21 protein-coding genes are annotated in these 22,069 nt (G+C 69.6%); 11 read left to right on the top strand and 10 right to left on the bottom strand.

All coding sequences use genetic code 11. The features are described 5' to 3' along the window. Positions 1–15: 15 nt before the first annotated feature. The gene (locus VIP82_RS18830; protein WP_331911423.1) at positions 16–735 is read left to right on the top strand and encodes a DUF72 domain-containing protein; all 720 of its coding nucleotides are present in this window, start codon (positions 16–18) and stop codon (positions 733–735) included. Positions 736–829: 94 nt separating this feature from the next. Here the strand turns inward: VIP82_RS18830 and VIP82_RS18825 are convergent, their stop codons facing one another. After that, positions 830–3,391, bottom strand: coding sequence for an ATP-dependent Clp protease ATP-binding subunit (locus VIP82_RS18825; protein WP_331911421.1), 2,562 nt, complete (start codon positions 3,389–3,391; stop codon positions 830–832). A gap of 191 nt (positions 3,392–3,582) precedes the next feature. Between VIP82_RS18825 and VIP82_RS18820 the strand changes: the two genes are divergently transcribed. Continuing rightward, positions 3,583–3,954: a VOC family protein gene (locus VIP82_RS18820; RefSeq protein WP_308869663.1), complete on the top strand. Its 372-nt coding sequence runs from the start codon at positions 3,583–3,585 to the stop codon at positions 3,952–3,954. 65 nt (positions 3,955–4,019) lie between these two features. Here the strand turns inward: VIP82_RS18820 and VIP82_RS18815 are convergent, their stop codons facing one another. Beyond that, complete coding sequence (locus VIP82_RS18815; protein ID WP_331911419.1) at positions 4,020–4,484, bottom strand: DUF3817 domain-containing protein; 465 nt, start codon at positions 4,482–4,484, stop codon at positions 4,020–4,022. A gap of 41 nt (positions 4,485–4,525) precedes the next feature. Then, positions 4,526–4,957, bottom strand: a complete 432-nt coding sequence (locus VIP82_RS18810; protein WP_331911417.1) for a MarR family winged helix-turn-helix transcriptional regulator — start codon at positions 4,955–4,957, stop codon at positions 4,526–4,528. Positions 4,958–5,039: 82 nt separating this feature from the next. On the opposite strand from VIP82_RS18810, the gene VIP82_RS18805 reads away from it, so the two are divergent. Continuing rightward, positions 5,040–6,149, top strand: a complete 1,110-nt coding sequence (locus tag VIP82_RS18805) for a class I SAM-dependent methyltransferase (RefSeq protein WP_331911415.1) — start codon at positions 5,040–5,042, stop codon at positions 6,147–6,149. A 22-nt stretch (positions 6,150–6,171) separates the two neighbouring features. Here the strand turns inward: VIP82_RS18805 and VIP82_RS18800 are convergent, their stop codons facing one another. The 5 genes from VIP82_RS18800 to nrdH form a co-directional block, all read right to left on the bottom strand. Then, positions 6,172–6,792 carry a hypothetical protein gene (locus VIP82_RS18800; RefSeq protein WP_331911413.1) on the bottom strand — a complete coding sequence of 207 codons (621 nt, stop codon included), beginning with the start codon at positions 6,790–6,792 and terminating at the stop codon, positions 6,172–6,174. A gap of 466 nt (positions 6,793–7,258) precedes the next feature. Further along, positions 7,259–8,236 (bottom strand): class 1b ribonucleoside-diphosphate reductase subunit beta, encoded by a 978-nt coding sequence (gene nrdF, locus VIP82_RS18795; RefSeq protein WP_308869668.1) that lies wholly within the window; start codon positions 8,234–8,236, stop codon positions 7,259–7,261. A 36-nt stretch (positions 8,237–8,272) separates the two neighbouring features. Then, positions 8,273–10,429, bottom strand: a complete 2,157-nt coding sequence (gene nrdE / locus VIP82_RS18790) for a class 1b ribonucleoside-diphosphate reductase subunit alpha (RefSeq protein ID WP_331911411.1) — start codon at positions 10,427–10,429, stop codon at positions 8,273–8,275. Next, positions 10,414–10,845, bottom strand: coding sequence for a class Ib ribonucleoside-diphosphate reductase assembly flavoprotein NrdI (gene nrdI, locus VIP82_RS18785; RefSeq protein WP_308869670.1), 432 nt, complete (start codon positions 10,843–10,845; stop codon positions 10,414–10,416). Before nrdI ends, nrdE begins: the two co-directional genes overlap by 16 nt. Positions 10,846–10,914: 69 nt before the next feature. Beyond that, a complete protein-coding gene (gene nrdH / locus VIP82_RS18780) occupies positions 10,915–11,148 on the bottom strand; it encodes a glutaredoxin-like protein NrdH (protein ID WP_194413491.1) in 234 nt (77 codons plus the stop codon). A gap of 372 nt (positions 11,149–11,520) precedes the next feature. Here nrdH and VIP82_RS18775 point away from each other — a divergent pair, with 372 nt between their 5' ends. Further along, positions 11,521–12,729: an MFS transporter gene (locus VIP82_RS18775; RefSeq protein ID WP_331911409.1), complete on the top strand. Its 1,209-nt coding sequence runs from the start codon at positions 11,521–11,523 to the stop codon at positions 12,727–12,729. Between the two features lie 14 nt (positions 12,730–12,743). Here VIP82_RS18775 and VIP82_RS18770 read toward each other — a convergent pair whose 3' ends face one another. Further along, on the bottom strand, positions 12,744–13,148 hold the full coding sequence (locus tag VIP82_RS18770; protein ID WP_308869672.1) for a pilus assembly protein CpaE: 405 nt from the start codon (positions 13,146–13,148) through the stop codon (positions 12,744–12,746). 65 nt (positions 13,149–13,213) lie between these two features. Between VIP82_RS18770 and VIP82_RS18765 the strand changes: the two genes are divergently transcribed. Then, positions 13,214–13,972 (top strand): alpha/beta fold hydrolase, encoded by a 759-nt coding sequence (locus VIP82_RS18765; RefSeq protein WP_331911407.1) that lies wholly within the window; start codon positions 13,214–13,216, stop codon positions 13,970–13,972. 58 nt (positions 13,973–14,030) lie between these two features. Here VIP82_RS18765 and VIP82_RS18760 read toward each other — a convergent pair whose 3' ends face one another. Further along, positions 14,031–15,038 (bottom strand): TIGR00341 family protein, encoded by a 1,008-nt coding sequence (locus VIP82_RS18760; RefSeq protein WP_331911405.1) that lies wholly within the window; start codon positions 15,036–15,038, stop codon positions 14,031–14,033. Between the two features lie 28 nt (positions 15,039–15,066). On the opposite strand from VIP82_RS18760, the gene VIP82_RS18755 reads away from it, so the two are divergent. The 6 genes from VIP82_RS18755 to VIP82_RS18730 all read left to right on the top strand — a co-directional run bounded on the left by VIP82_RS18755 (position 15,067) and on the right by VIP82_RS18730 (position 21,891). Next, positions 15,067–16,239, top strand: coding sequence for an acyl-CoA dehydrogenase family protein (locus tag VIP82_RS18755; protein ID WP_331911403.1), 1,173 nt, complete (start codon positions 15,067–15,069; stop codon positions 16,237–16,239). A 4-nt stretch (positions 16,240–16,243) separates the two neighbouring features. Next, positions 16,244–17,515: a DUF445 domain-containing protein gene (locus VIP82_RS18750; protein WP_331911401.1), complete on the top strand. Its 1,272-nt coding sequence runs from the start codon at positions 16,244–16,246 to the stop codon at positions 17,513–17,515. Positions 17,516–17,616: 101 nt separating this feature from the next. Further along, positions 17,617–17,967: a gamma-glutamylcyclotransferase family protein gene (locus VIP82_RS18745; RefSeq protein WP_331911399.1), complete on the top strand. Its 351-nt coding sequence runs from the start codon at positions 17,617–17,619 to the stop codon at positions 17,965–17,967. Positions 17,968–17,988: 21 nt separating this feature from the next. Beyond that, positions 17,989–18,885 carry an agmatinase family protein gene (locus VIP82_RS18740; RefSeq protein ID WP_331911397.1) on the top strand — a complete coding sequence of 299 codons (897 nt, stop codon included), beginning with the start codon at positions 17,989–17,991 and terminating at the stop codon, positions 18,883–18,885. Further along, positions 18,882–19,352 carry a SixA phosphatase family protein gene (locus tag VIP82_RS18735; RefSeq protein WP_331911395.1) on the top strand — a complete coding sequence of 157 codons (471 nt, stop codon included), beginning with the start codon at positions 18,882–18,884 and terminating at the stop codon, positions 19,350–19,352. Before VIP82_RS18740 ends, VIP82_RS18735 begins: the two co-directional genes overlap by 4 nt. A gap of 160 nt (positions 19,353–19,512) precedes the next feature. Then, entirely contained in the window at positions 19,513–21,891 is a 2,379-nt protein-coding gene (locus tag VIP82_RS18730) for a LamG-like jellyroll fold domain-containing protein (RefSeq protein WP_331911393.1), read from the top strand. Positions 21,892–22,069 lie beyond the last annotated feature (178 nt).

Below are 22,069 nucleotides of genomic sequence, written 5' to 3'. Positions count from 1 at the left end.
GGGCACGCTGGAGCGATGGCACGCATCGGGACGTCGGGATGGGTCTACCCGCATTGGCGGGGCGTGCTCTACGAAGGCCCCCAGAGCGGCTGGCTCTCGGAGTACACCGCGGCGTTCGATGCGGTCGAGCTCAACGGCAGCTTCTACCGCTGGCCGGCCGATGCGAGGTTCGCGGCCTGGCGGGAGCGGCTGCCGGAGGGGTTCGAGATGGCGGTAAAGGCGCCCCGTGGCCTCACGCACGCGCGGCGGCTGCTCGATCCCGAGGTCTGGATCTCACGCGTCACCCGCGGGCTGCACGAGCTGCGCGGCCGCCGCGGGCCGCTGATCGTCCAGCTGCATCCGGGCATGGAGCGGGACGACGCACGTCTGGACCACTTCCTGAGCGCCCTGCCCGAGTGGACGCGGCCCGCGATCGAATTCCGGCATCCGTCGTGGGCGGACGAGGCGGTGTTCGGGATGCTCGAGCGCCACGGCGCCGCGTACTGCGTCATGAGCGGGGCCCGCCTGCCCTGCATCCTCCGGGCCACCGCCCACCTCGTGTACGTGCGCCTGCACGGGCCCGACCCGGACCATCTGTACGGCGGCTCGTACTCCGACGACGACCTCGCCTGGTGGGCCGAGCGCATCCGCGAATGGGAGTCCGCCGGCCACGAAGTGCACGCCTACTTCAACAACGACGGCGAGGGCAACGCCGTCCGCAACGCCTGCACGCTGAAACGGATGCTGGGCGCCTGACCTCTTCGCCGGCGCGGCGCCGGGCGACCGCCCCTCGGACATGGCGAGAGGCGCCGTGCCCGAAGACACGGCGCCTCTCGAGGAGCGGCTCAGCTCACGCGGCGACCGCGAACGACTCGCCCGCGACCACCGACAGCTGGTCGCCCACGGCATCCACCGTCACGGCACCGCCGTCGACGAGCGCACCCGTCACGAACAGGTCGGCGATGCGGTCGTCCACCTCGCGCTGGATCAGGCGACGCAGCGGCCGGGCGCCGTACTCCGGCTCGTAGCCGTGCTCGGCGAGCCAGGCGACCGCACCGTCGGTGACGACGAGGTCGATCTCGCGCTTGGCCAGCCGCGCGTCGGACGCGCCCAGCAGCAGTCGCACGATGCTCTGGAGCTGCGGCTTGTCGAGCTTGCGGAACAGCACGATCTCGTCGATGCGGTTGAGGAACTCGGGCCGCATCGCCTCGCGCAGCTTGCCGAACACGCGATCGCGCAAGTCCTTCTCCGAGCCGAAGCCGGTCTCCCCTCCGCCGTCGGGCAGGAAGCCGATGGCGCCGCCCCGCGAGGCCAGGAACTCCGAGCCCAGGTTCGAGGTCATGACCACCACGGTGTTGCGGAAGTCGACCGTGCGCCCCTGGCCGTCGGTGAGCCTCCCATCGTCGAGCACCTGCAGCAGCAGGTTGAACACGTCGGGGTGCGCCTTCTCGATCTCGTCGAACAGCACGATCGAGTACGGGTTGCGCCGCACGCGCTCGGTGAGCTGCCCGGCCTCGTCGTAGCCGACGTATCCGGGAGGAGCGCCGACCAGGCGCGACACCGTGTGCCGTTCGCCGAACTCGCTCATGTCGAAGCGGATGACGGCGCTCTCGTCGTCGAACAGGCTCGCTGCGAGCGCCTTGGCCAGCTCGGTCTTCCCGACGCCGGTCGGGCCGAGGAAGAGGAACGAGCCCACGGGGCGACGTGCGTCGCCCATGCCGGTCCGGTTGCGGCGCACGGCCTTGGCGACCGCGACCACGGCGTCGTCCTGCCCGATCACCCGGCCGTGCAGCTCGTCCTCGAGGGACGCCAGCCGCTCGCGCTCGGTTTCGGTGAGGCGGTTGACCGGGATGCCGGTGGCCCGGCTGATGACGGCCGCGATCTCCGGCTCGCCGACGATCGCGTCGACACGCGCGGCCGCGGCGCCGGACGCCGTCGCATCGTCGAGCTTGGCCTGCACCTCGGCGATCTGGTCGCGGATCCGCGACGCCTCCTCGTAGTGCTCTGCCGACACCGCGGCGTTCTTGTCGGCCTCGAGGGTCGCGAGACGCTCGATGAGGCTGCTGACGTCCACCTTCGAGCCGAGGCGCAGACGCAGCCGCGCACCGGCCTGGTCGATCAGGTCGATGGCCTTGTCGGGCAGGACGCGCTCGGTGAGGTAGCGATCGCTGAGCTCGACCGCGGCGCGGAGCGCCTCGTCGGTGTAAACGATGCCGTGGTGCTCCTCGTACGCGGGCTTCAGGCCGCGCAGGATGAGCACGGCGTCCTCGACGGACGGCTCGCCCACGCGCACCGGCTGGAACCGGCGCTCGAGCGCGGGGTCCTTCTCGATGACGCGGTACTCCTTGAGCGTCGTCGCACCCACGAGGTGCAGCTCGCCGCGCGCGAGGCGGGGCTTGAGGATGTTGCCGGCGTCCATCCCGCCGTCGCCGGCGCCGCCGGCGCCCACGACGGTGTGAACCTCGTCGATGAAGACGATCAGCTCGCCCTTGTGGGCGGCGATCTCGTCCATCGTCTTCGTGAGGCGCTCCTCGAAGTCGCCGCGGTAGCGGGTTCCGGCGAGCATGGCGGGAAGGTCGAGGGCGACGACGCGCTTGCCGAGCAGCTGCTCGGGCACACCGCCGTCGACGATCGCCTGCGCGAGTCCCTCGACGATCGCCGTCTTGCCGACGCCGGCCTCGCCGACCAGCACCGGGTTGTTCTTGGTGCGGCGGCTGAGGATCTCGATGGTCTGCTCGATCTCGTCGGCGCGCCCGATGACCGGGTCGAGGTCACCGGCGACGGCGCGCGCGGTGAGGTCGGTGCCGTACGTGTCGAGCATGGGGGTGTCGGATGCCGCGGCATCCGTTCCGGCCTCCGCCGGGGCGCCCTCGCCCGGCGTCACGGTCTCGCGGGCACCCTGCATGAGCGCCTCGGCGGTCACGCCGGCGCGCGCCAGCACCTGACCGGCCGGCGTGTCCTGCGCGAGCACGAGCGCGAAGAAGAGGTGCTCGGGGTCCACGTACGTCGAGCCCGACGAACGGGCGACCTGGAACGCGTGGAACAGCGCGCGCTGCACGGACGCGGTGACGACGGCGCCGTCGACGTCCGCCGCGGCGGAGGCTGCGGGCAGCCGCTCCTCGGTCGCGCGAGAGATCTCGTCGGGGTCGGCTCCGACGCGGCTCACCGCGTCGCGGGCCGGTGCCTCGGCGACGAGGATGCGCAGCACGTGCAGGGCGTCGAGCTCCCGCTGGCCGCGGTCCAGGGCGTACTTTCCGGCACGCTGGAGCAGCTCCTGGGTGCGAGCGCCGAGGTACCGACTCAGGTCGATCGACCGCTCGGCACGCGCGCGCTCCCCCGCGAGGTAGCGTGCCAGGAACTCGTCGAACGAGCTCCCGTCGTCGCCGGCCTGGGGCGTGAAGTCTTCGGGCATTCCGTCTCTCCTGAAACTTGAGTGATCGAGCATCAAGTTTTGAACTTGATACACGCATTGTCAAGTTCAACGGCGCCCGCGCGCAGGTATTCCCTCTCGTTACGGACGTGACTCCGGACTCAGCCCCTGTCGGCGTCGGCGGTGCGGCGTAGCCTCATCAGTCGGGGGGAACCGTCTCAAAGGAGAGAACCATGGACTGGAAGATCGAGCTCATCTTCGTGCCCGTCACCGACGTCGACAGGGCGAAGGAGTTCTACGAGCGCATCGGATTCCACGCCGATCACGACCAGGTCCCCTTCGAGGGCCTGCGGTTCGTGCAGATGACGCCGCCCGGGTCGGCCTGCTCCATCGCGTTCGGCACCGGCCTCGGCAACGATCTCGAGCCGGGTCGCCAGAACACGATCCAGGTCGTCGTCCCCGATGCCGACGAAGCCCTCGCGCACCTGCGCGGCCTCGGCGTGGAGGCGCGAGGCGTCGATGAGCAGGGGTGGGGCCGGTTCGTTCAGTTCGACGACCCGGACGGCAACACCTGGACACTGCAGCAGCTCCCGCCGCGCGACTGAGCCATCGGGCCATCCTGCCGGACGGCCGACGCCGTCAGTCGCGACCTCCGGGAGGGCCGGCGCCGTCAGTCGCGACCTCCGGGCGGGCCGGCGATCAGCAGCACGACGAACAGGGCGATCACGGCGAGGGCGATCAGCGCGGCGAGCACCCAGGGACGCCTCAGGAACCAGCGCATGAGCCGGTCGTACCAGGCGCCGTCGCGCGGGTCGTCGGACGGCTCGAGCCGCCATGGTCCTGCCAGCCGGCCGGTGCGCTGCAGCCACAGTTCCGCCGGGATCGTCGCGTACGGGATGACGGCGCTGACCAGCGCGACCACAGTCGGCCATGCGCGCCACCGGTTGTTCAGCGCGACGAGGATCGCCGTGGCGCCGTACGACAGAAAGACGAAGCCGTGGATGCCGCCGCCGATCGTGACGCCGAGCGCCCAGTCGGTGGTGGCGCGGAGAACGAGGCCGAGAATGAGCAGGGTCCACGAGATCGCCTCGGCGATCGCGAGCGCGCGGAAGAGGATGTGAGGAGTTCGGAACACACCTTCAGCCTAACTGAAACCTCTTCAGTGAACCTGAAGGTTCACCCGTCCGCTGGTTCGGCCTCCGCGCCGAAAGGCTGCTCGTGCAGCCCCTCCAGGGCTGTCGCGAGGGCGGGCGCACCTTCGCCGAGAGCACCGTCGAGCGCCGCGAGCCGCTGTTGTGCCGACTCCAGCACGTCGCTCCCCCGCGCGGTGACCCGCAGGTCGGACGCCGAACCGGCGTGCTTCGTCGCATCGGCGACCAGGCCGTCGGCGACGAGCGTCTGCACAGCGGTGTGCGCGGACTGCACCGTGATCTGCGATCGGCGGGCGAGCTCGCTGAACGAGATGCCCGGTGTCGCCTCGATGTGCGCGAGCAGAGCGTACTTGCGCGTGGTGAGGCCCAGGTCGCGCAGTTCTGCCCCCAGGCGCGCGTCCCAGACGCCCGCCACCGTCAGCAGGGAGATGACAGGACTGAAGGCGCGCTCGGACACGCGCTAAATGCTAGCCCTGCTGTCGTGCGACGGTGCGCATTCGCCGACCGGTGAACGGGGCACGGCCCGCTACCGTGGGACCGTGACGTTCTCGCTCGACGGACTGCGCCGCTGGCCCGACGTCGAGGCCCCCGGGCTGGTGGCGGCGGATGCCGCGGACCGCCTGCTCCTCGATGAATCGGCGTCTGCCCGCGCCGGTCTGAGCGACGGCGACCTCACGGTGATCGGTGATGGCTATGGCGCGCTCACACTGGCCGCGGCGGCGGACGGCGGGCGCGGCATCCGTGTCCACCAGGATCCGCTCACCGGCGAGCGTGCCCTGACCGCGAACGCCGAGCGACTCGGGTTCGGCGACGCCTTCACGTCGCTGCCGCTATCGCCCGAGCTGGTGAACGGCGCACGCGTCGTGCTGATGCGACTTCCGCGGTCGCTCGAGGCGCTGCGCGACATCGCGGGCCTCATCGCCGCGCACGCGGCGCCCGACGTCGTCGTCTTCGCCGGCGGGCGCGTGAAGCACATGACGCTCGGCATGAACGACATCCTGCGCGAGAGCTTCGCGCGGCTCGACGTGAGCCACGCGCGGCAGAAGTCCCGCGTGCTGACGGCGCGCGAGCCCCACGACGGCAGCGACCCCGCACCGCGTCGGGAGCAGCACGACGGCATCGTCGTCTGCGCATTCGGCGGCGCGTTCGCGGGCGCTTCGATCGATATCGGCACGAGATTCCTGCTCGACCAGCTGCCTGTCGTGTCCGACGATGGCGGGACGGTGATCGACTTCGCATGCGGCACGGGAGTGGTCGCGGTGACGCTGGCGCTGCGGCATCCCAGCCTGCGCGTCATCGCTTCGGATCAGTCGTCCGCTGCCGTCGCTTCGGCGGTCGCCACGGCGGAGGCGAACGGCGTGGGCGATCGCGTGGAGGTCATCCGCGACGACATGCTCGGGGGCCGGCCCGACGGCAGTGCGTCGTTCATCGCGCTCAACCCGCCTTTCCACTCGGGCGCCGCGGTGCATGAAGGCATCGCTCCCCGCATGTTCGCCGACGCGGCGCGCGTCCTGCGGCCGGGCGGCGAGCTGTGGACGGTGTGGAACTCAGGCCTGGGCTACCGGCCCGCGCTGGAGCGCGCGGTCGGACCGACGCGACAGATCGCCCGGAACGCCAAGTTCACGGTGACGGTGTCGACCCGCCGCTGATCGGTGGGACGCGGCGTGACGGCTACTCGCTCGTCTCGGGCGAGGGCTCCGGCGTCGCATCCGGCGTGGGGCCGAACAGCACCCAGGCGTCGTCGGTGCACTCGTAGAACTGCACGGCGGCCGTGTCGATGAACACGTCACCGTCGGCGGTGCATTCCGCGTCGTCGGGTGCTGCGGTGCCGAGCATGACCTGAGTCCCGGGCGCGCCCGGCGCGCCTGGCGCTCCGCTCGGTCCCTGGGCGCCCTCCGCGCCCTGCGGCCCCTGTTCGCCGGCAGCTCCCTGTTCGCCGGCGGGTCCCTGCTCGCCGGTGAGGTTCTCGGCGGCCGAGGCGCGGATGTTGCCGACGAAGGTCCAGTCGTCCTGGAACAGGTAGACGTCGGCCGTGAGGAGGTCGATGTAGACGTCGCCCTCGTACCCCTTGCCCGCCTCGGGCGCCCCGGAACCCGCGCGCACGGCGGAACCGGCCGGGAGGATCTCGGCGAGCGCCTCCTCGTACTCGGGAGCGGCCGTGGCCGACGCCGATGGCGCCGGCGCCGGCTCGGCGGTGTCCACCGATCGAGCCAGCCACGACCCCAAAAACGCGGCGAAGAACGACAGCAGCACGAAACCGAGTCCGAACCACACGAGCGTGCTGCGCGTCACCGGGACTGCCGCCCGCGCGGTAGCGGCTGCGGGGGCGGAAACCCCTGTCGAACCGGCGTCATCGTCCACGACACGTTCCCCTTCCACCGCGCGCACTGCCTGCAGGCGGTCCCCATAACCGGGCGCGCTGTCACAACTGTAGGAACGCGGGGGCTCGGTGTCACCTGTTCCGGCGGAATTGGCCTCAGATGGCGAAGCGTTCCGTGATGGGCAGCCCACAGAGCGGGGATTTTGACCGGGGGGCCGACGCGAGAATGCCGGCACCCCCGGTAGCCGCGAGCTCGGGACCCACGGCCGGGGTGCCGGACCGGGGCTCCGGCGCATCCCCCACTCAAGAGACAGCATCGACCGCCATCTATTACGCGACTTCGCGCGCTTTCTGGCCCGCGGCCGAGCGCCGGCCACGAAAGAGAGGACGGATGCCGCGGCAAGCGGCATCCGTCCTCCCGGTGACTTCAGATTCGCGTCAGAAGTCCCAGTCCTCGTCTTCGGTGGCCTCGGCCTTGCCGATGACGTACGACGAGCCCGACCCCGAGAAGAAGTCGTGGTTCTCGTCGGCGTTCGGCGACAGCGCCGACAGGATCGCCGGGTTCACGTCGGTGACCGTCGAGGGGAACATCGCCTCGTAGCCCAGGTTCATGAGGGCCTTGTTGGCGTTGTAGTGCAGGAACTTCTTGACGTCCTCGGTGAGGCCGACGCCGTCGTAGAGGTCCTGCGTGTACTGGATCTCGTTGTCGTAGAGCTCGTAGAGCAGCGAGAACGTGTAGTCCTTGATGTCGTTGCGCGTGGCCTCGTCGACCTTCTCGAGTCCCTTCTGGAACTTGTAGCCGATGTAGTACCCATGCACGGCCTCGTCGCGGATGATGAGGCGGATGAGGTCGGCGGTGTTGGTGAGCTTGGCGCGGCTCGACCAGTGCATCGGCAGGTAGAAGCCCGAGTAGAACAGGAAGCTCTCGAGCAGGGTCGAGGCGACCTTGCGCTTGAGGGGCTCGTCGCCGCGGTAGTACTCCATGACGATCTGAGCCTTCTTCTGAAGGTTCGGGTTCTCGACGGACCACCGGAAGGCCTCGTCGATCTCCTTCGTCGAGCACAGCGTGGAGAAGATCGATGAGTACGACTTGGCGTGCACCGACTCCATGAACGCGATGTTCGTGTAGACGGCCTCCTCGTGCGGGGTGAGCGCATCGGGGATCAGCGAGACGGCGCCGACGGTGCCCTGGATCGTGTCGAGGAGCGTGAGCCCGGTGAACACGCGCATCGTGAGCGTCTGCTCGTCGGGGGTGAGCGTGTTCCACGACTGGATGTCGTTCGACAGCGGCACCTTCTCGGGCAACCAGAAGTTGTTCACGAGGCGGTTCCAGACCTCGAGGTCCTTGTCGTCCTCGATGCGGTTCCAGTTGATCGCCTGCACGTGCGAGAGCAGCTTGAGCGGTTCGGGAGTCATTTCAGTCTTCTTTCGGTCCCTGAGGATGTCGAAGGGCTAAAGCGTGCAGCTCACGCACATGTCGAGCTCGGTGCCTTCGAGGGCCATCTGCCGCAGGCGGATGTAGTAGATGGTCTTGATGCCCTTCTTCCACGCGTAGATCTGCGCCTTGTTGATGTCGCGAGTGGTCACGGTGTCCTTGAAGAACAGCGTGAGCGACAGGCCCTGGTCCACGTGCTGCGTCGCGGCCGCGTAGGTGTCGATGACCTTCTCGTAGCCGATCTCGTAGGCGTCCTCGTAGTACTCCAGGTTCTCGTTCGTCATGAACGGAGCCGGGTAGTAGACGCGACCGAGCTTGCCTTCCTTGCGGATCTCGATCTTCGACGCGATCGGGTGGATCGAGCTCGTCGAGTTGTTGATGTACGAGATCGAACCGGTCGGCGGCACCGCCTGCAGGTTCTGGTTGTAGATGCCGTGCTGCTGGATCGAGGCCTTCAGCGCCGCCCAGTCCTCCTGCGTGGGGATCGGGATGCCGGCGAACAGCTCCTTCACCTTCTCGGTCTGGGGAGCCCACGCCTGGTCGGTGTACTTGTCGAAGAACTCGCCCGACGCGTAGGTCGAGTCCCAGAACCCGTCGAACACCTCGCCGCGCTCGATCGCGATGAGGTTCGAGGCCCGCAGCGCGTGGTAGACGACCGTGTAGAAGTAGATGTTCGTGAAGTCCAGGCCCTCTTCCGAGCCGTAGTGGACGTGCTCGCGTGCGAGGTAGCCGTGCAGGTTCATCTGGCCGAGGCCGATGGCGTGCGAGCGGTCGTTGCCGTCCTCGATGGAGCGCACCGACGTGATGTGGCTCTGGTCGCTCACCGCGGTCAGCGCACGGATCGCCGTCTCGACGGTGCGGCCGAGATTGCGGCCGTCCATGGCGAGCGCGATGTTCATCGAGCCGAGGTTGCACGAGATGTCCTTGCCGATCTCGGCGTACGAGAGGTCCTCGTTGTACGTGGTCGGGGTGTTGACCTGGAGGATCTCCGAGCAGAGGTTGGACATGTTGATCCGGCCCTTGATCGGGTTGGCCTTGTTCACCGTGTCCTCGAACATGATGTACGGGTAGCCCGACTCGAACTGGATCTCGGCGAGGGTCTGGAAGAACTCGCGCGCGTTGATCTTGGTCTTCTTGATGCGCGGGTCGTCGACCATCTCGCGGTACTTCTCGGTGACCGAGATGTCGCCGAACGGCACGCCGTAGACGCGCTCAACGTCGTACGGCGAGAACAGGTACATGTCCTCGCCGTTCTTGGCGAGCTCGAACGTGACGTCCGGGATGACGACGCCGAGCGAGAGCGTCTTGATGCGGATCTTCTCGTCGGCGTTCTCGCGCTTGGTGTCGAGGAAGCGCAGGATGTCGGGGTGGTGCGCGTTGAGGTACACGGCACCGGCGCCCTGACGCGCGCCCAGCTGGTTGGCGTACGAGAAAGAGTCTTCGAGCAGCTTCATCACGGGGATGATGCCGCTGGACTGGTTCTCGATCTGCTTGATCGGCGCGCCCGACTCGCGGATGTTCGACAGCAGCAGCGCCACGCCGCCGCCGCGCTTGGACAGCTGGAGTGCCGAGTTGATGCCGCGGGCGATCGACTCCATGTTGTCTTCGATGCGCAGGAGGAAGCACGAGACGAGCTCGCCGCGCTGGGCCTTGCCCGTGTTGAGGAACGTCGGCGTCGCCGGCTGGAACCGGCCCGAGACGATCTCGTCGACGAGCTCGAGCGCGAGCGTCTGGTTGCCGTCCGCCAGGCCGAGGGCGGTCATGACCACGCGGTCCTCGAAGCGCTCGAGGTACCGCTTGCCGTCGAAGGTCTTGAGCGTGTAGCTCGTGTAGTACTTGAACGCGCCCAGGAACGTCTCGAAGCGGAACTTCTTGCCGTAGGCGTGGTCGTTGATCTTCTGGATGAACTCGAACGGGTACTTGGCGAGCACCTCGGGCTCGTAGTACTCCTTCTCGACCAGGTAGTCCAGGCGCTCCTTGAGCGAGTGGAAGAACACCGTGTTCTGGTTCACGTGCTGCAGGAAGTACTCCCGCGCAGCGCGCTTGTCGGCGTCGAACTGGATCTTTCCATCGGCGTCATAGAGGTTCAGCATCGCGTTGAGGGCGTGGTAATCCATGCCCTCGAAGCGTGCCTCCGTCTTGAAGTCGGTCTGCTGCGTCAGAGTTCCCACCATCGTTCCAATCCCGCGTTCACGCGTTCCACATCTTCAGGCGTGCCGAATACTTCGAGCCGATACAAGTGCGGCACGTTGCACTTGCGGCTGATGATGTCGCCGGCGAGGCAGAAGTGCTCGCCGAAGTTGGTGTTCCCCGCGGAGATGACCCCGCGGATGTGGCGCCGGTTCCGTTCGTCATTGAGGAACCGGATCACCTGCTTGGGAACGGCGCCCTTCTCGACGCCCCGCCCCTGGCCTCCGCCATAGGTGGGTGTCACGAGGACGTAGGGCTCGTCGACCACGAGCTCCGGATCCGTCGCATGCAGCGGGATCCGGAGTGCTCGTGCTCCGAGCTTCTCGATGAAGCGTGCGGTGTTGCCCGACACGCTCGAGAAGTAGACCAGCAGCGGTGTCTCAGTTGCTACGACGCCCATGACGCCCCTTGCTCGGACACACCCGACGGCGGTCGTTGAGCTCCGTCGAAACGGGTGGGCTGCGTCGAACTACGCCAGCCGCGCTGCGAGTTCGTCGATCTTGTCGGGACGAAAGCCCGACCAGTGGTCCTCATCGGTGATGACGACCGGCGCCTGGAGGTACCCCAGCGCCTTGACCTGCTCGAGGGCCGAGGGGTCCTGCGAGAGGTCGTGGATTTCGTACTCGATCCCCTTGGAATCGAGTGCTCGATACGTCGCCGTGCACTGCACGCACGCGGGCTTCGTGTAAACCGTGATCGCCATGTCGATTCCGTCTCCTCAGTGCTTCCCCCGGTGGCATCCGGTGCTCTTCCCGGTAGTCCCCCCACCGGGACTCCAATACTACATATGGGTACCGACATTCGATAGCACCACAAGGGCTAGTAGTTACATCCGTGTGATTTTCCACCGTTCTCCCCATGTACAACACAGGTTCTCCACGGATTCATCCACAGCCCAGGGGCTCTGGAAAAGGCCAGGATCACGGCGCTTTCGGACGCCGCGGCCGCATCCCTCCACAGCCAGACGGTAGATCCGGGGTCCGACATCGGGTCGGCCTGTGGAGAAGTCCTCCGGCGTGTCGCGGGCGTGTCGCGATCGCGTCGTGCGCGTCGGCGCGTGTCGTAACGTGGACGGGTGGCCGGCTACCGGGATCTTCTGCGCACCCCCGGGGTCGCCCGCATCATCGCGGCGCAGCTGACCGCGCGCTTCCCGAACGGGATGATCAGCCTCGTGATCCTCCTGCACATCGAGGGGATCACCGGCTCCTACGGCGCCGCGGGCATCGTGCTCGCCGCGGTGTCGATCGGCCAGGCGCTCGCCGGCCCGGTCACGAGCCGGTGGATGGGCCGCTGGGGCATGCGCCGCGTGCTGACGCTCACGACGGCCGTGTCGGCGGCATCCCTGCTGGCGGTCGCGTTCCTCGTCGTGCCCGTGCCTGTCTACATCGTGCTGGGCTTCATCGCCGGCGCATCGACGCCGCCTATCGTTGCGGCTGTCCGCACGATCTACGCCAAGATGGTCAACTCGACGCAGCTCACCGCGCTGTACTCGCTCGACGCCTCGCTGCAGGAGGTGATCTGGATCCTCGCCCCGGTGCTCATCACGTTCGTCGCCACGCAGGCGGGCACCGTCGTCGGTCTCGTGCTGGTGGTGGTGTTCCTGGTGGGCGGCGGGGCGTGGTTCATCCTCTCCCCCGAGGTCGGCCGGGTGCGCATCCCGCGCAGCAAGCGCTCGTTCGGCACGGTGCTGACGCGGCCGCCGATCCTGCTCGCGACGGTGGTCGGCTTCCTCATCATCGGCTCGTTCGCCGCGGTCGAGGCGAGCGTGGTCGCGACGTTCGACCACGGCGGACTGGAAGCCGGCCTCGTGCTCGCCGTCTTCTCGATCGGCAGCCTCGCCGGCGGGTTCGCCTTCGGGCACCTGCCGATGGGGCGCTGGGCGCTGGCGCGGCGGCTGACCGTGGTGGCGATCGGGCTGGCCATGACCGCCCTGTGGATCAACGTGTGGTGGATCGGCGGCACGCTGTTCGTGGCCGGCATCGGCATCGCGCCGGCTCTCGCCGTGCTCTCGGCGGTGACCACCGCGAGCGTCAAGTTCAGCGACACCGCCGAGGCCTTCGGCTGGGTCGGCACCGGTCAGCTCATCGGCGCCGCGGCCGGCTCGGCCGTGGCAGGGCTCCTCATCGACGGGCCGGGCGGCGTGACAGCGTCCTATGCAGCGGCGGCGACGTTCTGCGCCCTGGGCCTGCTCGTCGCGATCGTGTTCGCGCGCGGTCTGCCAGACCTCCGGGTGCGCGGCGCGAGCCCGATCCCCGACACCGAGCCGGTCGCGACGATCGGCTGAGGTCCCGGAAGCCGTCAGGCCAAGCGCCGCAGCATCTCCAGCAGCGCCAGGGCGTACGCATCGGCGGGCTCGGGATGCTCGAACGCCAGCCGCTCGCCGCCGAGCACGATCTCGACCTCATGCGTGTCGGGCAGGCGCCGCAGGCCACGGAAGGCGCCGCGCAGCAGTTCGCGCAGCTGGTGCTCGTGCGGCAGCCACAGCGCGTCCTCGAGCGCGACGGAGTCCAGCGCCCACTCGGTGGTGCCGTTGAATGCGAGGATGCGGCCGGTCGGGTACTCGCGCGGCTCGATGGTCATCTCGCTGACCGTGAACACGTCGGCCTCGAACTCGGGCTCGTCCAGCTGGAACCGGTCGCCCGAGCGCGGGTGCCACACCAGCCCTGCTTCGCGCAGTGCCACAGCCATTTCCGTCGAGATCACGCCAACCCCCGCCTCTATCCTGCCGTGCGTCGGGACGGCCGGGGCCGCGCTCCTAGGCTGAGCGTATGCCCAGTCGCGTCATCCTCCCCCGCCTGTCCTGGGGCTCGCCCTCGGCCGAGCGCCGCGCACTGCTCATCCACGGCCTCGGCTCGAACGGCGCGCTCATGTGGCGCTACGGCGTCGCGCTGGCGGACGCCGGCTGGCGGGCCGATGCCGTCGACCTGCGCGGACACGGCACCGCGCCGCGCGCGCTCGACTACACGCTGGCCGCGTACGGCGCCGACGTCGTCGGCACCAGGGCGGGTGCCGAGCGGCCGTGGGACCTCGTGATCGGGCATTCGCTCGGCGGCGCGGCATCCGTGCTCGCCGCGGCGGAGGATCCGTCGTGGACGCATCGGCTCATCCTCGTCGACCCGGCCATCATGCTCACCGATCGCGACCGCGACATCGTCCGCAACAGCCAGATCCGAGCGTTCGACGACCCGTCCGAGGAGGCCGTACGCACCGAGCATCCGCACTGGCACCCGCAGGACGTCGAGCTGAAGGCGCTGTCGGCCCAGCAGGCCAGCCGCTGGGCGGTCGAGCAGACGAGTGCGCAGAACGTGCGGTGGGACGTGACGGACGCCGCCCTCCGGGTGTCGGTGCCCACCCATGTCATCGCGTCCGATCCGCATGTCTACTCGATCTTCCGCGGCAAGCCCGCCGAGACCGCCGTCGCGCGGAACCCCGTGTTCACCGTCTCGGTCGTAGCTGATGCGGGGCACTCGCCCCATCGCGACCGGCCCGAGGCGACGATAGAGGCACTGCGCGCCGCGCTCGGCTGACGCCCGGCGCCCCCGGCAGCCCGCCGCCCGACGCCCAGCAGCAGCAGCCGCCGGCCGGCTACTGGACGGGGATCTCGACTCCCTGCCCCACGTCGACCACGACACCGACGAACGACGGGACCACTGCGGCAACCGCCTCCTGCAGCTCATCGAGCGGCGGGGTCTCGCCGTCCTCGGTGGTGACCTCGATCGTCGCCGTCGCGCCCGACCACTCCACGCCATAGACGCGGGCGCCCTCGTCGTCGGCGAGCCACTGCGTCGCGGCGTTCTGGATGCCGACCGACCAGCGCGCGAGCGCGACCGAGACGACCGAGTTCACGATCAGCGGGATCGTGATGACGACCGCCAGCACCGTGACGATGGTGTACGCACGCCGGCGGTTGGCGACGCGCGACGATCCGGGATCGCGTGCGTAGCCGGCGAGCGTGAAGACGATGCTGCCCGCGATGACGAGCGCGACGACGTTGGAGAGGAAGAGCCACAGCGCACCGACGGCATCCGTCCACAGGCCCTGTCCCGCGCAGACGCCGACGACGCCGAGCGGCGGGACGAGCGAGATCGCGATCGCGACTCCGGGGAGGATGGCGCTCAGGTCCTTACGGCACATGGCGAAGCCGCCCGCGAACCCGGTGGCGAGCGCCGCCACCAGATCCATGAAGCTCGGCGATGTGCGACCCACGACCTGGGAGTTGGTCTCCAGGCTCTCGGGCGTGGAGACGAACACCGAGAACGCGAGTCCCAGCACGATCACGATGGCGACCCCGAGGAGCACCCAGAGGATCGACCGCACCACGAGGCTGAGGTGACCTCGCACGATGCCAAGTCCGATCCCCAGGATGGGGGTGCCCAGCGGCGCGATGATCATCGCGCCGATCACCGTCGCCGTCGAGTCCGTGAGCACCCCCGCGATCGCGATGATCCCGGCGAGCGTCAGCATGATGAGGAAGCCGCTGCGCTTGCCGGCACGATCCCCCGAGCCGAGGTCGAGCGCCTCGGTGACCTCCGCCGCGGTCTGCCGCTGAGTAGCGGGGATGAGCGCCTGCATCATCTCTGAGAGCGTCGCCATGCGCACATCATGGCGTAAGAATGGCGGGGTGACCCCCAACGATGCCGCCGACCTCCTTCCGGACGAACTCCTCGAGCGCTTCCGCGCCCGGGCGGCCGTGCACGACAGCGAGAACACCTTCCCCGACGACGATCTGGCCGATCTGAAGGATGCCGGCTACCTCGCGATCCTCGTGCCCGAAGAGCTCGGCGGTGCGGGGCTCGGTCTCGCCGAGGCAGCCGTCCTCCAGCAGCGCCTCGCGAGCGCGGCACCGGCGACGGCGCTCGCGATCAACATGCACCTCGTGTGGACCGGGGTCGCGAAGGTGCTCGCCGACCGCGGCATCGATGCGCTGCGGTTCGTGCAGGAAGGGGCGGCGGCCGGCGAGGTGTTCGCCTTCGGGATCAGCGAGGCCGGCAACGATCTCGTGCTGTTCGGGAGCGGGACGGATGCCGCTCCCCTGCCCGACGGCGGGTACTCGTTCACGGGCACCAAGATCTTCACCTCGCTCGCCCCGGTGTGGACCCAGCTGGGGCTCCACGGTCTCGACACCTCGTCCGAGGACGCGCCGCGCATGGTCTACGCGTTCGTGCCGCGCTCCGAGGTCCAGGTCGGCCGCGTGGTGGTGCGCGACGACTGGGACACGCTCGGCATGCGCGGCACGCAGTCCCGCACGACCGAGCTGCGGGATGCCGTGGCACCGGCAGACCGCGTCGTCCGCCGGCTCGCGCCGGGACCCAACCCCGACCCGCTGGTGTTCGGCATCTTCAGCGTCTTCGAGCTGCTGCTCGCATCGGTGTACACCGGCGTCGCTCGACGCGCGCTCGACCTCGCGGTGGCTGCGGCCGGCAAGCGCACCTCCAAGCGCACCGGCAAGGCGTACAGCCAGGATCCCGACATCCGCTGGCGCATCGCCGGTATGGCGCTCGCGTACGACGCGCTGCCGTCGCAGATCGAGGCGCTCGCACGCGACGTCGACGAGCTCGCCGACCACGGGACGCGATGGTTCTCGCTGCTCGCGGGCGTCAAGCACCGTGCGGTGACGGCGGCGAAGTCGATCGTCGACGACGCGATGCTCGTCGGGGGCGGCTCGTCGTACTTCTCGGCCAACGAGCTGAACCGGCTCTACCGCGATGTCCTCGCGGGGCTCTTCCACCCGTCCGACCCGGAATCCGCGCATGCGACGGTCGCGACCGCGTGGCTGGGCCCCCTCGAGGACTGACCCCATGTCGCCCACACCGACCCATCTCCTGAGTCCTGCCGACCAGGAGCGCCGTCGAGCGCTGCGCACCATGAAGGGCGTCGCCCTCGGCGCACTGGTGTTCATGGCTGTGCTGTTCGCGTTCTCGTTCGCCTTCCAGCAGGACATTCCTGCGCTTGCATACGTCCGCGCAGCAGCCGAGGGCGGCATGGTCGGTGCGCTCGCTGACTGGTTCGCAGTGACGGCGCTGTTCCGGCATCCGCTCGGCATCCCCATCCCGCACACCGCGATCATCCCCAGCCGCAAGGACGAGATCGGCCGCACGCTCGGCGAGTTCGTCGAGACCGAGTTCCTCCGCGCGGAGGTCGTGCGCACCAAGCTCGATCAGACCGCGATCGCCGCCCGGCTCGGCGAGTGGCTGAGTGTGCCGGCGCACGCGGAGCGGGTCGCGGCCGAGGGATCCGTCATGGCGAGCAGCGTCCTGCGGGCACTGAGCGACGACGACGTGCGCGACGTCATCGAGGAGCTCGCCCGCGAGCACCTCATCACGCCGGAGTGGGGACCGCCGCTCGGCGAGTGGCTCGGACGCATCGTCGAGGCGGGCGCGCACCGCGGCGCCGTCGATCTCGCCGCCGACAGCATCGCGGCGTGGCTCGCCGCGAATCAGGCATCCTTCACCGGCGTCATCTCGCGGCGCCTGCCCGCATGGGTGCCGTCGATCGCGCACCGGTTCGTCGATGACACCGTGTACAACGAGGCCGTCAAGTTCGTGGCCGCGGTGCGGTCCGACCCTGGGCATCCTGCGCGCGTCGCGATCGACGGCTATCTCGACCGCCTCGCGGCGAACCTGCAGCACGACCCGGCGACGATCGGGCGTTTCGAGGACGCGAAGCTCGCGGTCTTCGACAGCCCTCGCGTGCGCGAGCTGGCCGGCGAGGTGTGGACCACGGCGAAGGCCGGGCTGCTGCGCTCCCTCGCCGACCCCGAGAGCGGGCTGCGGCGGCGCGGCGTCGAGGCACTGGCCGAGATCGGCGGGCGGCTGACGACGGATGCCGCCCTCCAGCGCCGCGTGGACTCCTGGGTCACCGACGCCGCGGTCTTCCTCGTCGACCGTTATCGCCATGACATCGCGTCGATCATCACCGACACCGTGGAACGCTGGGACCCCGCCGAGACGACGGAGAAGATCGAGCTCATGGTCGGACGCGATCTGCAGTACATCCGCCTCAACGGCACGATCGTGGGGGCGCTGGCGGGCCTCGCGATCTTCTCGATCGCGCACGCGCTGCTGGGCTGACCGCGCACGCGCTGCGGGGCTGACGCGGGCCGCGTGGTCGCCCGTGTTAAGACTGCGTGAAGAGCCGGGAGCGCGGCGACGCCGCGCGTTAGCCTGATGCCGTGTCGGTGGACGAGCCCCTCCAGTACCTGTTCAGCTACGGGACCCTGCAGCACCCCGACGTCCAGCTCGACACGTTCGGGCGCCTCGTCGAGAGCGAGGACGACGCGCTGCCCGGCTATACCGTGGACTACGCCGAGATCGAGGACACGCGGGTGGTGGACCTCTCGGGTCTGTCGGTGCACCCCATCGTCCGCGAGACCGGCAACCCGCTCGACAAGGTCGTGGGCAAGGCGCTCGTCGTCACCGAGGACGAGCTCGATGCGTCCGACGAGTACGAGGTGGCGCTCTACCGCCGCATCGCGGTGGTGCTCGCGAGCGGTCGTTCCGCGTGGGTCTACGTCGCGGCCTGACCGGGCCGGTAGCGTCGAGGCGTGACGCTCGCCCATGACCCTCTCTGGCCACGCGCAGGTGCGTGGCCTGCCATCGACGACGGCGGCTGGGATGCCGCGATCCTCGGTGTCCCCGCCTTCCGCACGTCGCTCTCCCCGACCGGCGCGCATGCCACGCCCGGCGCGATCCGGGAGACTCTGCAGCGGTACAGTCCGACGCTGCTCGGACCACCCCCGCTGGACCTCGGCGAGGTGCTGCGCATCGCCGACGCCGGCGACGTCGACGAGCCGGACGGGCCGGCGGGCGAGGCATCCGTCCGCTCCGCGGTGGCAGCGCTGCGTGAGCGCGCCGACCTCGTCGTCGCGCTCGGCGGCGACAACTCGATCACGTACGCGGTCGCGCACGGCGCTGCGGCCACCGGACTCATCACCGTCGATGCGCACTTCGACCTGCGCGACGGGGTCTCCAACGGGTCTCCGGTGCGACGGCTCGTGGAGGACGGCCTCGACCCCCGCCGCATCGTCCAGCTCGGCATCGCCGACTTCGCGAACTCCGTGGCGTACGCAGAGCGCGCGGCCGACCTCGGGATCACCGTCGTGACGATGGACGATGTGCGACGCCGTGGCGCGGCGGACGTCGTCGCCGAGGCCCTGGACGTCGCCGGCGCCGGCGGGGGCGCCGTTCATCTCGACATCGACGTCGACGTGTGCGACCGTTCCGTCGCGCCCGGGTGCCCGGCATCCGTCCCCGGCGGTCTCGCCGCCTGGGAGCTGCGCGCGCTGGTGCGCGCGGTCGCCTCCGACACGCGGGTGCACAGCGCCGACATCGCCGAGGTCGACGCGACGGCGGATGCGCCGGACGGGCGCACCGTGCGGCTGGCGGCCCTGTGCGTGCTCGAACTCCTCGCCGGAAAGGCCCTGCGAAAGGTGGCGTCATGATCCGTCTCGTGCTGGTGCGCCATGCCAAGTCGGACTGGGGGGATTCCCGCCTCGACGATCACGACCGTCCGCTGAATGACCGCGGCATGCGGGATGCGCCGCGCATGGCGGCGCGGCTCGCGGCGACCGGATTCCGACCCGACATCATCCTGTCCAGCACGGCGCTGCGGGCACGCACGACGGCCGAGGCCTTCGCCGCTGACCTGGGCGCCGCGGTCTCGCTCGACCCCGAGCTGTACGGCGCTCCGGCGTCGACCATCCTCGAGGCGGCCGCGGCGACCCGTGCTCCGGCAGTCATGGTCGTCGCGCACGACCCCGGCATGAGCGCGCTGGCCGCGCGTCTCTCGGACGACGACATCGCCCACATGCCGACATGCGCGGTCGCGACGTTCATCTGGGCGCAGGACGACTGGGACGTCGCCGCCGCCGTCGATCCCGACAACTGGACGTTCGACGCCCCCCGCTGAGCACGGATCGCACTGACGCTCGACGGCTCGGTTCGGCGGAAGATTTCTACATCGTTGTAATCCAGCTCTACATCGTTGTAGATTGCCATTCGACGGACTGACGACTCGAAGCAGAGCCATCGGATCCGCTCATCCCGTCCACTGTCGAACAGGAGAACCCATGACGCGCCGCGCACGCTCCCGCACCGCGCTCGCCCTGACCACCGCCGGCATCCTCGTCGCGGGCGCGCTGTGCGCGCCCTCCGCCTGGGCGAAGCCCCAGGCGGATCCGCCCGCGCCCATGTTCGACGACGTGACGGTGCACGATCCGTCCATCGTCACGTCGGGCGACGAGATCTGGGCTTTCGGGTCGCACGGCGCCTCGGCGCACACCACCGACCTGATGTCGTGGCAGCAGAACACCGTCGACCTCTCGCAGAACGCCGACAACGCCCTCTTCGACGACATCTACACCGAGCTCGCCGAAACGTTCGAGTGGGCGCAGACCTCCACGCTCTGGGCGGCCGACGTCGTCCAGCTTCCCGACGGCCGGTTCGCCATGTACTACAACGCGTGCGAGGGGTCGTCGCCGCGGTCGGCGCTCGGCCTCGCCGTGTCGGACGAGGTCGACGGTCCGTATGAGAACCAGGGCATCCTGCTCAAGAGCGGCATGTCGGGCGAGTCCGAGAACCCGGGCGAGACCTACGACGCGCGCCTGCATCCGAATACCGTCGACCCCGACGCCTTCTACGACGCCGACGGCGGCCTCTGGATGGTCTACGGCTCCTACTCCGGAGGGATCTTCCTGCTGAAGATGGACGCCGCCACCGGCCAGCCTCTCCCCGGGCAGGGCTACGGCACGCATCTCGTCGGCGGCAACCACAGCCGCATCGAGGCGCCGACGATCCAGTACGACGCCGAGACCGGGTACTACTACCTCTATCTCTCCTTCGGCGGTCTGGGCGTGACCGGCGGCTACGACGTGCGGGTCGCCCGCTCGACGAGCGTGACCGGCCCGTATCTGGACGCGCAGGGCAACGACATGCGCGACGTGAAGGCAGACCCGACGCTTCCGCTGTTCGACGACCTCTCGATCCAGCCGTACGGCGTCAAGCTCATGGGTGGACACCTCTTCGGCCGTGAGCTGGGCGACCCCGGCACCGGCGCCGGCATCGGCTACGTCTCCCCCGGCCACACGTCCTGGTACGAGGATCCCGACACGGGGCGGCTCTTCCTCGTCTTCCACGCGCGTTTCCCCGGCACCGGCGATCTGCACGAGGTGCGCGTGCACCAGATGTGGATGAACGCCGACGGCTGGCCGGTCGTCTCACCGATGCGCTACGCCGGCGAGACCGCCGGCAAGGTGAAGCGCGCGGACGTCGTCGGAACCTGGCAGCTGGTCGACATGGGCAAGGACATCACGGCGACCGCAGCGGCGGCATCCGATGTCACTCTCGGACGGAACGGGAGCATCACCGGGGCGGTCGAGGGTTCCTTCACGCTCACGGGACAGCACACCGCCACCCTGACGGTCGACGGCGTCGTCTACGACGGCGTGTTCGCGCCGATCTGGGACCCCGACCTGCAGGCGTGGTCGGTGGGCCTGACGGCGGTCTCGGATGCCGGCGTCACGCTGTGGGGGCGCAAGTCCGTGGAGCTGACCGGCGCCGCGGCGGTGGACGCCGTCGTCGACGACCTGTCGCTCGGCGATACCTCGGCGGTCACGGTCGACCTCGACCTGCCGACGTCGGGCACCGGCGGGACGACGATCGCGTGGACGTCCAGCGACGAGAGCGTCGTCGACGCCGAGGGGACCGTGACGCGCCCGGGAATCGGCGAACCCGACGCCCACGTCTCGCTCACCGCCACCGTGACGAACGGGTCGGCGTCGGCATCCGTGTCGTTCGACGTCGTCGTGCTCGCCCGCACGCCCGGCGTGCTCGCGGGGGCATGGTCGTTCGATGGCTCGCTCGCCGAGGCCGGCGGGGCGTGGGCCGATGCCCTGCCCATCGGCGCGCGCATCGACGCGCCCGCTGCGGCCCCGTCGGCGTTCGTCACGGATGGCGTGGACGGCAGCGCGCTGCGTCTCGATGGCGGCAGCGGCGTGAGACTGCCCGACGATCTCGTGCAGGGCTCGTCGTACTCCGTGAGCATGTGGCTGCGGCCGGAGGTGCTCACGGCCTACACGACCGCGTTCTTCGCGGCGGCGAGTCCGACCTCGTGGGTCAGCCTCGTGCCACGCGGGCACGACGGCGTCGGCGGGTCCACGATGCTCTGGTCGGGAACGCAGTGGTACGACGCCGGCACGGGCCGGACCCTGCCGCTCGGCGAGTGGTCGCACGTCGCCTTCGTGGTCGACGACGGTGCGGCGTCGGTGTACGTCGACGGCGAGCGGCGCTTCCAGGGCACGGGGTTCCCGGACGTCCTGTCGGGCACGGACAACGTCTTCGCGCTCGGCGTCAACTGGTGGGACGCCCCGTTCCGGGGCGACATCGACGAGCTGACCGTGTGGGGCTCGGCGCTCTCGCCGGTCGACGTCGCGGAGCTCGCCACCCGCTGACGTCTCGATCGCCCTCCGCTCGCCTGTCACGATCTGTTGCCGTATCGGCCAGATCGTGACAGGCGAGCTGTGGTTTCACACCGGCGCGCCACCCGCCCACACGGTGTGCACGAGCGGCACACCGGGACGGTAGGCGAGGTGCACGCGCGTCGGCGCGTCGAGCAGCACGAGGTCGGCG

Origin of the sequence: Microbacterium sp. (assembly GCF_036566905.1) — a bacterium.
Taxonomy (GTDB): domain Bacteria; phylum Actinomycetota; class Actinomycetes; order Actinomycetales; family Microbacteriaceae; genus Microbacterium.
The sequence above is the reverse complement of the archived record's forward strand: the minus strand, read 5'-3'. Positions and strand labels throughout refer to the sequence as shown.

Coding starts and splice junctions, on each gene's coding strand:
- VIP82_RS18830 (WP_331911423.1), top strand. CDS start 16: ATGGCACGCATCGGGACGTCGGGATGGGTCTACCCGCATTGGCGGGGC.
- VIP82_RS18825 (WP_331911421.1), bottom strand. CDS start 3,391: ATGCCCGAAGACTTCACGCCCCAGGCCGGCGACGACGGGAGCTCGTTC.
- VIP82_RS18820 (WP_308869663.1), top strand. CDS start 3,583: ATGGACTGGAAGATCGAGCTCATCTTCGTGCCCGTCACCGACGTCGAC.
- nrdF (WP_308869668.1), bottom strand. CDS start 8,236: ATGACTCCCGAACCGCTCAAGCTGCTCTCGCACGTGCAGGCGATCAAC.
- nrdE (WP_331911411.1), bottom strand. CDS start 10,429: ATGGTGGGAACTCTGACGCAGCAGACCGACTTCAAGACGGAGGCACGC.
- nrdI (WP_308869670.1), bottom strand. CDS start 10,845: ATGGGCGTCGTAGCAACTGAGACACCGCTGCTGGTCTACTTCTCGAGC.
- nrdH (WP_194413491.1), bottom strand. CDS start 11,148: ATGGCGATCACGGTTTACACGAAGCCCGCGTGCGTGCAGTGCACGGCG.
- VIP82_RS18765 (WP_331911407.1), top strand. CDS start 13,214: ATGCCCAGTCGCGTCATCCTCCCCCGCCTGTCCTGGGGCTCGCCCTCG.
- VIP82_RS18760 (WP_331911405.1), bottom strand. CDS start 15,038: ATGGCGACGCTCTCAGAGATGATGCAGGCGCTCATCCCCGCTACTCAG.
- VIP82_RS18750 (WP_331911401.1), top strand. CDS start 16,244: ATGTCGCCCACACCGACCCATCTCCTGAGTCCTGCCGACCAGGAGCGC.
- VIP82_RS18735 (WP_331911395.1), top strand. CDS start 18,882: ATGATCCGTCTCGTGCTGGTGCGCCATGCCAAGTCGGACTGGGGGGAT.
- VIP82_RS18730 (WP_331911393.1), top strand. CDS start 19,513: ATGACGCGCCGCGCACGCTCCCGCACCGCGCTCGCCCTGACCACCGCC.